Below are 12,326 nucleotides of genomic sequence, written 5' to 3' on the forward strand. Positions count from 1 at the left end.
TTTCCAGGTGGCTGGAAATCACTTTCCGCATGTGCACCTGGCGGAACAATCGAGGAAGGAGCCCGTAGGGGTACGGAACTAATGCGCTCCGTCGCCGGTGAGCAGCTCGATACTGTGGTCCCCGGTGCGCTCGACGTCGAGACCCGCCTTCGCCAGGACCCGCATCAGCTGCTCCACAGTGGACGGTTCGCTGCGTGACTTCACCAGCTCCGCGGCCAGCCGCCCCTTGTACGCCTTGTTGAAGTGGCTCACCGTGGTCCGGTCGCCCTTCGCGTCCTCGGTCACGACGCGCACGGTCACCGCGTCCGGGCGGAGCTTCGCCAGCGCCGAGTAGGTCCCGGACCGCAGGTCGACGACGAGCCCCTCGACACCCTGGAGCGCCGGTTCGAGGACCGGCTTCCACACGCTGCGGACGGTGCCGAGCGACGGCAGCGCGTTGCCACCCGAAAGCCGGTACGCGGGGATCGGGTCGGTCGCCGCGACCACCCCGAACAGCGCCGAAGCGACGGCGAGGCGCTTCTCGGCCTTCGCCAGTGTCGCCTTGGTGAAGGACTTCACGTCGAGCGCGTCGTAGAGGACGCCGGTGTAGCGGCGCAGCGCGGGCATCGTGGGGGACGTCCACAGCTCGGCGTTGCGGGCGACCTCGTCGGCCTGCCGCGGCGTGATGCCGAGCGCGGCGACACTGGCCGGGACGTCGACGGCCAGTTCGGTCAGCGCGTCGGCCAGCTTCGCCCGGGTCGGGTTCAGTTCCGGGAACGACAGCGCGTCGAGGTCCAGCGGTGCGCCGGTGCCGCCGGCGGCCTTGGTCTCGGAAGGGGGGAGGAGCACGAGCACCACGGAAGCGTAACTAAATGGAGTGCGTCACCCCGAGGCGCGGGCTTAACCTCGTCCGCATGAGCCTGACCTGGCGCCCGCTGACCATGGACGACATGCCGCGACTGGCCGAGACCTTCGCCGAGGCGGAGCGTGCCGAGCCGATCGAGGAGCACTACAGCGCGGAGGACCTCGCCGAAGAGATCGGTACGCCGACCGTCGACCTGCCGACGGCGTCCACCAGCGCGTGGGATGGCGACACCCTGGTCGCCTACGGTCTGCTCCGGAAGCGTGACGCGGCGGATCCGGTGCACATGATGCGGGTCGAGGCGCTCGTCCACCCCGCGTACCGTGATGACGCGATCGCCGCGCGCCTCACCGGCTGGTTCGAAGAGGCGGGCAAGGCTCTCCACGCGACGTCCCATCCGGACGTACCGCTGGAACTGCACGCCGGGGTCAACACCAAACAGCGCTGGCTCTCCGAGGTACTCGTGGGCGCCGGGTACGAGCACGCCCGGTGGTTCGTCGACATGCGGGCGGACCTCGGCATGATCCCGCCGGTCAAACCGCTGCCCGAAGAGTTCCCGCTCGTCGCGTACGAGCAGAAGTACGAGGCCTTCACGCTGCGGTCCCGCAACGAGACCTTCGCCGACCACTGGGGGAGCACGGAGCAGTCCCCGGAGGCTTGGCGGCATCTCGTGGTCGGCGCGAAGGACTTCCAGCCGGACCTGTCATTCCTGCTGCTGAGCCCGGAGAGGGATCGGGCGGTCGCGATGGTGCTGAGCGCCCACTTCGCCTCCGACACGGCCGCCACCGGCGTGAAGGATCTGTACGTCAGTCACGTCGCGACCGACGCGGGTCTTCGCGGACGCGGGATCGCGGGCGCGCTGCTCGGGCACGCGCTCACCCAGGCGAAGGCCAAGGGTTTCCAGCGGGCTTCGCTCAACGTCGACCAGGACAACACCCACCGTGCCCTCGGTGTCTACGAGCGTGTCGGGTTCAGCGAGTTCCAGCGCTGGGCCGGGTACGTGAAACCCGTTCCGACCTGACCGGTTGTCACCCGAAAGGGTGGATTTCGGTACAGTCGATCTTCTCGGAGAGATCGCTGGGGGTGGTTGGGCGTTGCCGGTTTCCGCACGCCTCGGCTGGCACGATCTGCCGTCGGAGACGCGTGACGCCGTGGAGCGTGAGCTCGGGTCGGCGGTCCGTCGTTCGTTGTGGCAGACCCCGGAATTCGACGGCGGTGTCGCCGCGCGGCTCGAACTCGAACGCGGTCATCGCTGGGTCTTCCTGAAGGCGATCCCGGCGGGCAGCCCGCGCGCGGGTGGCTACCGGACGGAGGCCGCCATCGCGCGACGCCTCCCCCCGGAGGCGCCGACACCGAAGCTGCTGTCCTTTGTGGACGGCGAGTGGCTGGTGCTCGCGTTCGCCGACTTCGACGGCACCAGGCCGAACCTTCGCCCGGGGTCGCCGGACCTCTCCGCGGTACTGGCCACCTTCGGCGCGCTCGGGCGCACTCTCACGCCGTGCCCGCTGCCCGACGTCCCGGACGCCCTCGACGATCTCGGCCCGCTCCTGCGCGGCTGGCACGAACTGGCGAAGGAGCCACCGGACGACCTCGACGGCTGGGCCGTCCGCAACCTCGACCGGCTCGTCCAGCTGGAGACGTCCTGGTATCCCTGGTCGGCTGGGGACACGTTGCTGCACAACGACATCCAGCCTGAATACCTGGTGCGGACCGGGCCGGGCAGGGTGCTGGTCACCAACTGGCGCTACCCGGCGCGGGGTGCGGGCTGGCTCGATCTGGTCGCGCTCGTCCCGTACCTGCTCGACGCCGGGCACGAGCCCGCCGACGTCGACCGCCTGCTCCGGCGGCGGCCCGTGCTGGCCGGTGTCCCGGTCTGGGCGGTCACCGCGTTCGGCGTCGCGCTGGCCGGGCACGCCGAACGAGCGTCCCGGCTACCGGAACCGCCCGCGACGACGGGCGTCCGCGCGGCGCAGCGCCGTCTCGCTGCGGCCATGCGGGGCTGGCTCGCCTACCGGACGCACTGGCAGTAGGGCCTCGTGCCCGCCTGTGAGCGGCGATCGCAACGCCTACGACAGGACGCGACAGGGCAGGGGCACGCCAGGCGGCTCTCGTGAGTGGCCAGATTTAAGGGGTAAGGCAAACGTGTCGTGTCGGGGGTAGGCCCGTGAAGGCCTCCTTCCCTACCGTCAGGGTCAGGGTCCCGGCAAAGTCGCATAACCGCTGGTCGGTTCGGGGTCGTGAGTTACTCGAGGCAACCGTCAAGCCTCTGAAGGTCCACGAGGACCTTGTCGAGCGGTGAAATGTCTGATTGATGGCTTGATGTTCGTTTCTCGGTGGGGGTCGTGAGTGGTAATGATCGTTAGAACGACCATTGCCACTCACGACCCCTTCGAAAAGCGCCCGAATCAAGCGCTGTTACCTGGAAAGAGTCCCCTGTGGACAGTCGAGAAGGTGTCAGGCCACTGTGGCGAGCCCCGGGACCAGAACCCGAATCGTCCCTCGCCACTCACTTCACCAGCGGTTATGCGACCTTGTCGGGACCCTGACCCTGAAGGTAGGGAAGGAGGGCCTTCACAGCCGTGACAAGAGACACCACGCCATATTGACTTACCCCTCAAAACCGTCCTTACCGTTCACGAGGTTCAGCGGCTCCTCACCGGCGGCGTACCGGCGCAACTGCTCGGCGACCAGCCGCTTCGCGCGCGGGTAGAACGATGCCGATCCGCCCGCGATATGCGGCGTGATGATCACTCCCGGCGCGGTCCACAGTGGATGCCCGGCGGGCAGCGGTTCCGGATCGACGACGTCCAGCGCGGCCCGCAGCCGCCCGGAGCCGGCCTCGGCCGTGAGCGCCGCGGTGTCGACCGCCGAACCCCGCCCGACGTTCACCACCAGTGCGCCGTCCGGCAGCGCGGCGAGTTCCGCGGCACCGAACAGGCCCGTGGTCGCGGGTGTTTCGGGCAGGATCAGGACCACGATGTCGGCGGACGGCAGCAGTTCCGCCAGTTCGCCGACTCCGTGCACACGCTCCGCGGGCCTGGCCGTGCTCGCCACCCTGGTCACGATCGCTTCGGCCGCGACCAGCTGCCGCTCGATGGCCCGGCCGATCGACCCGTGGCCCACCAGCAGCACCCGGCTGTCGGCGAGCGAGCGCGTGTGCTCGCGTACCCACGACGCCGCTGCCTGTTGCGCGAACCAGCGCGGCAGATTCCGCTGCGACGCGTGGATCAGCGCCAGCGCGTGCTCGGCCACGCTGAGGTCGTGCAGGCCGCGGCCGTTGGCCAGCCGCACCCCCGCCGGCACCAGCGGGATCAGCTTCTCCACTCCGGCTGACAGCGACTGCACGAGCTTCAGTGACGGAAGCCGGGAGAGCAGCTTCATCGGCTCGGCACCGGTGTCGTACGGCAGCACGTAGACCTCGACGTCATCGAGGCCCTCTTCCGGCAGCGGACCCCGACCGTCGTAGAGCCGCGCGCTCAGGCCCTCGGGCAGCTCGATATCGGACCAGGGCAGGATGGCTCGCTCCGTCATGCCGCCATTCTGACCATCGCGGCCTGCCTCAGCCCTCGTGGGCGGCCACGCAGAATTCATTGCCGACGGGATCGGCCAGCACCGTCCAGGCGAAGCCCGGCATCTCGTGCCTGTCCAGTTTCTTCGCACCCAGCCCGACCAGACGTTCCACCTCCTTCTCCATGTCGTCGGTACCGAAGTCCACGTGGACCCGGTTCTTGCCCGCCCGCTCCTCCGGCACGCGCTGGAAGGCGAACACCGGCCCGTTCTCCTTCTTGGCGCGCAGGATCAGGAACTCGCCACCGTGGTCCTGATCCACCTCGACCACGAGGGCCTTCGTCCAGAACTCCGCGAGGCCGCGCGGATCCGCGCAGTCGATCGTGATCATGCCCAGCTCGATACCCATGGCGGCACGCTAGCGGCACCCACCGACAAAACCGGGCGCCCGTGATAACCGGTTGAACCGGCCCGGGGCGGGGTGACTACGCTGCGCAGAACGTCTCAGCACGTAATTCCAGCGAGGAGCCCAGAAGTGATCACCAGGATGTCGTCGTTGTTCCTTCGCACCCTGCGTGAGGATCCGGCGGACGCCGAGGTACCGAGCCACCGGCTCCTGGTACGCGCCGGCTACGTCCGCCGGGTCGCCCCGGGCGGCTACTCCTGGCTGCCGCTGGGCCTGCGGGTGCTGCGCCGTATCGAGAACGTCGTCCGCGAAGAGATGAACGCCATCGGCGCGCAGGAGATCCAGTTCCCCGCGCTGCTGCCGAGGGAGCCTTACGAGGCCACCGGCCGGTGGACCGAGTACGGCGACGCGTTGTTCCGCCTCAAGGACCGCAAGGGCGCCGATTATCTTCTCGGCCCGACGCACGAAGAGCTCTTCGCGCTCACCGTGAAGGGTGAATACAGCTCGTACAAGGACTACCCGGTCGTCCTGTACCAAATCCAGACCAAGTACCGCGACGAAGCGCGCCCCCGCGCCGGCATCCTGCGCGGCCGCGAGTTCGTCATGAAGGACTCCTACTCCTTCGACCTCGACGACGAGGGCTTGACCAAGTCGTACGAGCTGCACCGCCAGGCCTACACGAAGCTGTTCGACCGCCTCGGCATCGAGTACGTCGTCGTGAAGGCGACCTCCGGCGCGATGGGCGGTTCGGCCTCCGAAGAGTTCCTCGCCGTCGCCGAGACGGGTGAGGACACCTACGTCCGCAGCACCGAATCGGGGTACGCGGCCAACGTCGAAGCGGTCACCACCCCCGCTTCCGAGGCGAAGCCGGTCGAGGGCCTGCCCGAGGCGAAGGTCCACCACACGCCGGACACCCCGACCATCGAGTCCCTGGTCGCGTTTTTGAATGACGCCGATCTCGGCCGTACCTTCACCGCCGCGGACACGCTCAAGAACGTCCTGGTGAAGACCCGCCAGCCGGGCGCGAAGGAGTGGGAGCTGCTCGCGATCGGCCTCCCCGGCGACCGCGAGGTCGACACGAAGCGCCTCGAAGCGTCGCTCGAACCCGCCGAGTTCGAACTGCTCGAAGAGGCCGACTTCGCCAAGAACCCCTTCCTCGTCAAGGGTTACATCGGCCCGAAGGCGCTGAAGGACAACGGCGTCCGCTACCTGCTCGACCCGCGCGTCGTCGACGGCACCGCCTGGGTCACCGGCGCCGACGAGCGCGACCACCACGTGGTCGACCTGGTCGCGGGCCGCGACTTCACCGGTGACGGCACGATCGAGGCCGCCGAGGTCCGCGAGGGCGACGCGTCGCCCGACGGCAAGGGCACCCTGGTCGCCGCGCGCGGTATCGAGATCGGGCACATCTTCCAGCTGGGCCGCAAGTACGCGGACGCGTTCGAACTCGACGCGCTGGGCCCGGACTCCAAGCCCATCCGCATCACCATGGGTTCGTACGGCGTCGGCGTCTCGCGGCTGGTCGGCGTGCTCGCCGAGCAGAACCACGACGACCTCGGCATCGTCTGGCCGCGCGAGGTTTCGCCGTTCGACGTGCACGTCGTCATCGCGGGCAAGGACGAGACGGTCGCCGCGGGCGCGGAGAAGCTCGCCGCCGAACTGGACGCCGCCGGCGTCGAGGTCGTCCTCGACGACCGCAAGGCCACCCCGGGCGTGAAGTTCGCGGACGCGGAACTCGTCGGGGTGCCGACGATCCTCGTCGTCGGGCGCGGCCTGGCCAACGGTGTCGTCGAGGTCAAGGACCGTCGCACCGGCGACCGCGAGGAGATCGCCGTCGACGCGGTCGTGGAGCACCTGGTCAAACTCGTCCGTTCGTAATGGGCCTTTTCGGCAAGAAGCGCGGGGATTCCCCGGGCTACGAGGACAACGCGGCGCTGGACGGGTTCGGGGGCTATCAGCCTTCGGACTCGTCCGGCTACACGCCTGCTCCCGAGACACCGGCCCCAGCCGAACCGGAGCCGCAGAAGCCTGCGAAGCAGCCGATGTCGCGGAGCGGGCGCAGGGCCATGTACGGCTTCTTCGCGACGATCGGTGTCATCGCGGTCGCCGCACTCTCGAACACCGGCGACCGGTCTTCCGACAGCGGCGCGCCGACCACCCGGGCCCCGGTCGTCTACACGCCTTCGCCGCGGGTCGTCGCGCCGCCGGTGACCGAAGGCTGGCAGTCGGTGGCCGGGAAGGACGGCGTCTACGCCTACGACGTCCCGCCGAACTGGACGCCGAAACCCGGCACGATCCACGGCTGGGAAAAGGGCACCCAGGTCCCGGGCATCACCATGGTCGCCAGCGCCTTCGTCGGCGAGGGTTACTGCCCCCAGGAGAAGGGGAGCAGGATCGGCGGCAGCGGTGTGGCCAACGTGAAGGTCTCCGACCCCGCTGATGTCACCGCCGCCGCGAAGAAGGCGGTCGACGATCTCGCGGTCAGCGCCTACAACCCGGAGAACGGCCCGCTGACCGCCAAGATCACTCCGGAAGCGCCTCAGACGACCGAGTTCACCCTCGGTACCGGCAAGAAGGTCCCCGCGAGCATCCTGCTGGCGGAGGTCGTCACCCCGCCGGGGCAGTGTGGCGCCCAGCGCGCCCTGGTCGGAGTGATCGCGCCGCAACTGGGCGACGCCTCGGCGGCCCTGGCCGTCTATTCGGGCCAGGACGCGCCGGGCGGTGCGGACCGCGAGCTGATCCTGAAGATCCTCAAGACCTACCGGGGTGTCCCGGAGGCCGACCGCAAGACCATCACGCCGCCGCCTTCGACGTTGCGCTGAGGTTTCTTGCCCGACCGCGCGAGCTTCGCCAGCCGCAGCAGCCCGGTGTTCGGCAGGTACGCGCGGCCGAGCGCGATCCCGATCCGCGGCAGGTCCGCCTCGTCGCGGAACGCGAGGTACAGCGGCACGTGGCGCGGCTGGAACTTCGCCTTGAACGCGTGCAGCGAACGGAAGCCGTAGAACGGCTCCATCATCGTGCCGAGCGCGTCCAGCACCCGCTCGACGGCGTGCGCGGGTTCGCCGGAGCTCGCCAGCGGGGCGCCGGACAGCGAGACGAACTTCGCGCCTTCCTCGCGGAAGGCCAGGCACGACGACGCGATCAGGAACTCCATCGACGGGCGGAACCCGTCGGCGCGTTTGCGCATGACGTCGAGGGTCCAGCCGCCGATCGCGCCCGCGCCGGTGTGGACCGGCAGCCACGACGTCACGCCGTGGACCACGCCGTCGGCGTCCACCGCGAGACCCACGCGGGTCTCGGGATCCATCGCCTCGTCGACGCCGCCGAGGGTGAAGCCCATTTCCGGCATGCCCTTGTCGCTGATCCACTCCTCGGAGATCGCGCGGACCTGCGAGATCACCGCGCGCGGCTGGTCGGCGAGCCGGACGAGCCGGAACTCGATGCCGTCCTTCTTGGCCCGGTTGAGCGCCGTTCGCACGTCCTGCCAGCGCTTGCCGCGGAACTCCAGCGTTTCCAGCTCGATCAGGGTGTCCTCGGCGACCTGGACCTGCTTCCAGCCGAGCTCTTCGGTTTTGGCGGTGGTTTCGCCGGTGGCGGAGAACAGGCACGGCACGAGACCGGTGTTCTCGCACATCGTGATGAACTCGGCGATCGTCCGGTCGGCGGCGCCGTCCGGGGCGATCGGGTCGCCGAGGGCGATGGCGACCCCGGCGTGCCGCCGGTAGGCGAGGTAGGACTTGCCGTCCGCGGCCACGAAGTACGAGTTCTGCGGCCAGGTCGTCATCCACGAAAGCGTGCTCCCGCCGTGGCGGCTGAGCAGCGTGCGGGCGAGCGCGGGATTGCCCATCCGGCCGAGGCGGCGGCGCTTCCGCCGCGACGGCACGCGGAAGGCGCCGCGCGAAGAGACCAGCAGGGCGAATTCGACCGTCCAGAGCAGGTTGTCCACGAAGAACAGCGGCGGATCCACCACGCCGGCGTCCTCGCCGAAGATCTCCGCCAGGGTGAGCACCCCGCCGTAGACCATCACCTGCAGGATGACGAACGAGGTCAGGATCATCGCGCACCACCAGGCCACCTGGCTGCCCTTGCGCAGGCCGTTCATGATCGGCACCACGATCAGGCACAGGACGACGACCTCCCAGGTGGACAGCGAAAGCTCTTCGGACGAACCGAAGGGGCCGTTGCCTGGCACGAAGGACATCACCAGTTCGGCGACCGTCAGCACCAGCAGACCGGCCATGACGTAGAACCGCCACTCGCGCAGGCTCGGCCTCCGTTCGCGCGAGGAGTCCTTGGCGCCGAGGAACTTTCGGCCGAACGGCAGGGCGAGGATGAGAGCGAAGAAGTGCACGAGGTCGGCGAGCGTGCCGACGAAGATGATCGCGATCCCGGCGTAGACGCACAGCCCGGCTCGCAGCCGCAGGCGCCACGGCGGACGCAGGGTGGCGCTGGCGACCGCGACCGCGGCGAGCGCGCCGCCGGAGAACCCGACGTCGAGGCTGCCCGCGACCCGTTCCGCCCATTCCCAGCCGGAGTTGCGGCTCAGTGCCAGGAACTGGACCGCCACCAGCACGCTGACGAACTGGCCGCCGATGGTGACGGCCATCGCCCGGCGGGTGCCGAGCCGCCATTCCGCGAAGCCGGAGAACAACGCGAAGCTGAGCACCATCGGCAGGTAGTACAGCGGGACGACCGCGAACAGCGGTCCGGTGAACAAGGTCCACCACCGGCCTGATTCGAGCGACGGCAGCCCATACGCGATGTACGGGTACACCGCGCGATCCTCGGCGGCCGACCAGAGCGCGCCCGTGGCCAAGGCGAGCGCGAGCATGGTCAGCGTGACGAGGCTCGTGAAAGGCAGCCGGTGCCTCAGCACCGTGGCGATCTTGTGCGTCCGGCCCGGCGCGGCCGTCCCGCTTCCCCCTTTTGGCATGGAACTCAAACTAGGTCCGGGAGGTGCTCGGACACATCCGGCACGGGACCCATTTATCCCTTAGGGGAGTGCTACTCGCGACGGATGCTCTCACCCATCTTGAGGACGACACCGCTGGCTATCGCGCCGGGGATCTCCTGGTCCGCCAGTACCAGGAGGACGTGGTAGCGGCCCGATCCGGGCAGCGCGCGCAGCGGGAGGGCGATCGCGGTGATCGCGACCGACGGGGCGGGACACGGTCCGCCCGGGGCGGGGACGACGGTGGTGGTCACGGCGGTGGCGGTGGTCCCGCCGTCCAGGACCGGCACCGGCCCGGTTTCGCCGACCTCCGTCTTCGGGGAGCGTCCGTACGCGGCTTCGGCCCAGCGCAGCGTCGTTTCCTCGGCGGCCTGGGCGAGGCCGCCGACTTCGCCCTCGTCGATGGTGGTGAATCCCGCCGTCGCGCGTGCCGAGAGATCGGTGCCGGGGCAGAAGGCGCGGCGGAACCGGGCGACCCCTTGCAGCGTGACGAGGTCCCCGGCCGGGGTCTCGTAGCCGATGGCGACGTCGGGCTCTTCGAGTCTCCAGTCGGGCGGGACGTCGTAGACGAACGGGTGATCGTCGGACACCACCGGTTGCCAGCCCGCGATCACCGGCTGGATCCGCGTGACGGGCACCGGGTCGGGCAGGACGAGCTGGTGGGCGGACGGCGGCGGAGGCGCGGTCTTGGCCTGGTAGGTGGCCGCCGTGCCGACGGCGAGGACGACGGCCAGCCCGAGGACACCCAGTGTCGGCCTGAGGCGGAGGCGGCGGCGCGGCGGGACGGCGTCCCGGACGACCGGAAGCGGCCTCGTCTGCTCGGCTTCGGTTTCGAGCGGCTGCCCGGTGAGTGGATCGACGAACCACGGCCGAGGTTCGTCGATCCACCCACCGGGGCCGGTCATTGCTGCGGCCTCAAACTCGCGAGGATCATCTGCGCGTCTGCTTCGGACAGGGCGTCCGGGGTGCCTTGGTCGAGGACCATCACGAAGCAGATGGTCTGCTCACCGAGCTTGAACGCCGCGGACGTGACCTTCACGCTCGGCGCCCGGCAGCCTTCGCCTTCGCTCGGGGTGAAGGAGGCGGTGGAACTGAGAGCCTGGATCGTGCCGTCCGCGATGGGGATCTGCTTGACCTCGGGCAACGGCACGTCGGGCTTGCCGGTCGCGGACTGGATCCAGAGCCGGACAGCGCCTCTGGCGGCGTTGTCGACGGGGATCTGATCCGCGGTGGCGAAGCCGACCAGTCCCCGGTGCGAGCCGCTGATGTCGGGGCAGGCGCCGAGTTTGTACCGCATCGCCTCGCGGATGACCATCTTGAAGTCGCGCTCGGTGTTCCCGGTGGTGTAGCCCGGCTTGGTCTCCCAGCCCATGGGGGGAAGGTCGTACGCCGTCTTGTCCTGCCGGGAGACGATTCCTTGCCAGCCCAGCGTCTTCGCCGGCACCTTGTTGTCCTCCGGGGCGTCGCCGCGCTGGGAAGTCGACGGCGGTTTCGACGCGGACGCGGCCGCGGGCGGCGGGGCGGGCGCGGGCCGCGGATCGTCGCCGTCACGCAGCACGAAGAAGAGCGTGGCCCCGACGGCGATGACCACGACGAGCGCGCCGAGGCCGAGCAGGAGGCCTTTCTTGCCCTTCTTCGGCGGTTCCGGCGAGAAACCCTGGTAGGTCTGCTGTGGGAACTGCTGGTAACCCTGGTACTGCTGCTGGGGACCCTGGGCGTACTGGGGCGGATACCCGTGCGGTGGGGGTTGCCGCTGATCGGGCTGCTGTGGTCGCTCCGGCCAGCCGTTGCCGCCTGGGTATGCCATGGAACGAGTTTAGTCGGCCCTGCCGAGCACGGCGGCACGAACTGCTGCCAGATCGGACAGGTCGCCGAGCACGGTGTGCGCGCCCGCGTCGGTCAGTTCCTCCGCGCTGAACTGCCCGGTCGCCACGGCCACCGCGACGGCGCCGTTGTCGAGCGCGGCCCGCACGTCGTCCGGGGTGTCGCCGATGACGACGACCGACGCCGGCGCGAACTCCGTGCCGTGTTTCGCCGAAGCGTGGCCGACGGCGGCGGGCACCAGATCGGGGCGGTGCGCCGAGAGCGAGCCGTAGCCGCCGATCTCGAAGTCCACGTGCTCGTGCAGCTCGAACGCGGTCAGCTTGTGCACGGAGATCTCCGGCAGATTCCCGGTGACCAGTGTCTGGACGATGCCGCCTTGCGTCGCGAAGGCGTTCAGCGCGTCCTTCGCGCCCGGGAGCGCCCGGCCGCTCGAAGCCAGCGTCGGGGCGTGACTCTCGGAGACCGCGATCAGCGCGAGCCAGAGCTTGCGCACGTTCTCTTCGGTGGGCTCGACACCGTGCGCGGTCAGGATGTCCGCGCTGATGGCGCGTTCGGTGCGGCCGCCGAAATTCGGCAACGCCCGCAGCTCGACGCCGGCGACCTCGGCGAGCGCGGTCGTGTACCAGGCGGCGCCGACGCCGCGCAGGTCCACGAGGGTCTGGTCGATGTCCCACAGCACGAGCCGATGCGGAGTAGTCACGCCGCCGACGGTACCGGTGAGCTAATTCAACGTCTGTTGACTTCCGTGTCCGGGAGGCTTACCTTGGGCTCTAATTCAACAGATGACGAATAAATGG

At 69.4% G+C, this 12,326-nt stretch carries 11 protein-coding genes; 4 read left to right on the forward strand and 7 right to left on the reverse strand.

Annotation, left to right across the window (positions count from 1 at the left end; translation table 11 throughout):
• Nucleotides 1–78: 78 nt before the first annotated feature.
• Complete coding sequence (yaaA, locus tag ACLJQ7_RS38720; protein WP_410653161.1) at nucleotides 79–834, reverse strand: peroxide stress protein YaaA; 756 nt, start codon at nucleotides 832–834, stop codon at nucleotides 79–81.
• 59 nt (nucleotides 835–893) lie between these two features.
• Between yaaA and ACLJQ7_RS38725 the strand changes: the two genes are divergently transcribed.
• Nucleotides 894–1,862: a GNAT family N-acetyltransferase gene (locus ACLJQ7_RS38725; protein WP_410653162.1), complete on the forward strand. Its 969-nt coding sequence runs from the start codon at nucleotides 894–896 to the stop codon at nucleotides 1,860–1,862.
• A 73-nt stretch (nucleotides 1,863–1,935) separates the two neighbouring features.
• Entirely contained in the window at nucleotides 1,936–2,871 is a 936-nt protein-coding gene (locus ACLJQ7_RS38730) for an aminoglycoside phosphotransferase (protein WP_410653163.1), read from the forward strand.
• 577 nt (nucleotides 2,872–3,448) lie between these two features.
• Here ACLJQ7_RS38730 and ACLJQ7_RS38735 read toward each other — a convergent pair.
• Together ACLJQ7_RS38735 and ACLJQ7_RS38740 are read right to left on the reverse strand one after the other, a co-directional pair.
• Nucleotides 3,449–4,372 (reverse strand): 2-hydroxyacid dehydrogenase, encoded by a 924-nt coding sequence (locus ACLJQ7_RS38735; RefSeq protein WP_410653164.1) that lies wholly within the window; start codon nucleotides 4,370–4,372, stop codon nucleotides 3,449–3,451.
• Between the two features lie 28 nt (nucleotides 4,373–4,400).
• Complete coding sequence (locus ACLJQ7_RS38740; RefSeq protein ID WP_410653165.1) at nucleotides 4,401–4,757, reverse strand: VOC family protein; 357 nt, start codon at nucleotides 4,755–4,757, stop codon at nucleotides 4,401–4,403.
• A gap of 126 nt (nucleotides 4,758–4,883) precedes the next feature.
• Here ACLJQ7_RS38740 and ACLJQ7_RS38745 point away from each other — a divergent pair, with 126 nt between their 5' ends.
• Nucleotides 4,884–6,632: a proline--tRNA ligase gene (locus tag ACLJQ7_RS38745; RefSeq protein ID WP_410653166.1), complete on the forward strand. Its 1,749-nt coding sequence runs from the start codon at nucleotides 4,884–4,886 to the stop codon at nucleotides 6,630–6,632.
• On the forward strand, nucleotides 6,632–7,576 hold the full coding sequence (locus ACLJQ7_RS38750; protein WP_410653167.1) for a hypothetical protein: 945 nt from the start codon (nucleotides 6,632–6,634) through the stop codon (nucleotides 7,574–7,576). Before ACLJQ7_RS38745 ends, ACLJQ7_RS38750 begins: the two co-directional genes overlap by 1 nt.
• Here the strand turns inward: ACLJQ7_RS38750 and ACLJQ7_RS38755 are convergent.
• From ACLJQ7_RS38755 to ACLJQ7_RS38770, 4 genes are all read right to left on the reverse strand, one after another.
• On the reverse strand, nucleotides 7,513–9,687 hold the full coding sequence (locus ACLJQ7_RS38755) for a bifunctional lysylphosphatidylglycerol flippase/synthetase MprF (protein ID WP_410653168.1): 2,175 nt from the start codon (nucleotides 9,685–9,687) through the stop codon (nucleotides 7,513–7,515). The two genes, ACLJQ7_RS38750 and ACLJQ7_RS38755, sit on opposite strands and share 64 nt — an antisense overlap.
• Before the next feature lie 71 nt (nucleotides 9,688–9,758).
• Complete coding sequence (locus ACLJQ7_RS38760) at nucleotides 9,759–10,610, reverse strand: hypothetical protein (protein WP_410653170.1); 852 nt, start codon at nucleotides 10,608–10,610, stop codon at nucleotides 9,759–9,761.
• Nucleotides 10,607–11,512, reverse strand: a complete 906-nt coding sequence (locus tag ACLJQ7_RS38765; protein WP_410653171.1) for a hypothetical protein — start codon at nucleotides 11,510–11,512, stop codon at nucleotides 10,607–10,609. The genes ACLJQ7_RS38760 and ACLJQ7_RS38765 overlap by 4 nt, the downstream gene beginning before the upstream one ends.
• A 9-nt stretch (nucleotides 11,513–11,521) precedes the next feature.
• The gene (locus ACLJQ7_RS38770; protein ID WP_410653212.1) at nucleotides 11,522–12,208 is read right to left on the reverse strand and encodes an HAD hydrolase-like protein; all 687 of its coding nucleotides are present in this window, start codon (nucleotides 12,206–12,208) and stop codon (nucleotides 11,522–11,524) included.
• Between the last annotated feature and the right edge of the window lie 118 nt (nucleotides 12,209–12,326).

Source organism: Amycolatopsis sp. cmx-4-54 (assembly GCF_046548895.1).
Taxonomy (GTDB): Bacteria; Actinomycetota; Actinomycetes; order Mycobacteriales; family Pseudonocardiaceae; genus Amycolatopsis.

What these genes read in the sequence shown, in the direction of transcription:
- ACLJQ7_RS38725 (WP_410653162.1), top strand. Translation starts at nt 894, where the DNA reads ATGAGCCTGACCTGGCGCCCGCTGACCATGGACGACATGCCGCGACTG.
- ACLJQ7_RS38735 (WP_410653164.1), bottom strand. Translation starts at nt 4,372, where the DNA reads ATGACGGAGCGAGCCATCCTGCCCTGGTCCGATATCGAGCTGCCCGAG.
- ACLJQ7_RS38740 (WP_410653165.1), bottom strand. Translation starts at nt 4,757, where the DNA reads ATGGGTATCGAGCTGGGCATGATCACGATCGACTGCGCGGATCCGCGC.
- ACLJQ7_RS38750 (WP_410653167.1), top strand. Translation starts at nt 6,632, where the DNA reads ATGGGCCTTTTCGGCAAGAAGCGCGGGGATTCCCCGGGCTACGAGGAC.
- ACLJQ7_RS38755 (WP_410653168.1), bottom strand. Translation starts at nt 9,687, where the DNA reads ATGCCAAAAGGGGGAAGCGGGACGGCCGCGCCGGGCCGGACGCACAAG.
- ACLJQ7_RS38760 (WP_410653170.1), bottom strand. Translation starts at nt 10,610, where the DNA reads ATGACCGGCCCCGGTGGGTGGATCGACGAACCTCGGCCGTGGTTCGTC.
- ACLJQ7_RS38765 (WP_410653171.1), bottom strand. Translation starts at nt 11,512, where the DNA reads ATGGCATACCCAGGCGGCAACGGCTGGCCGGAGCGACCACAGCAGCCC.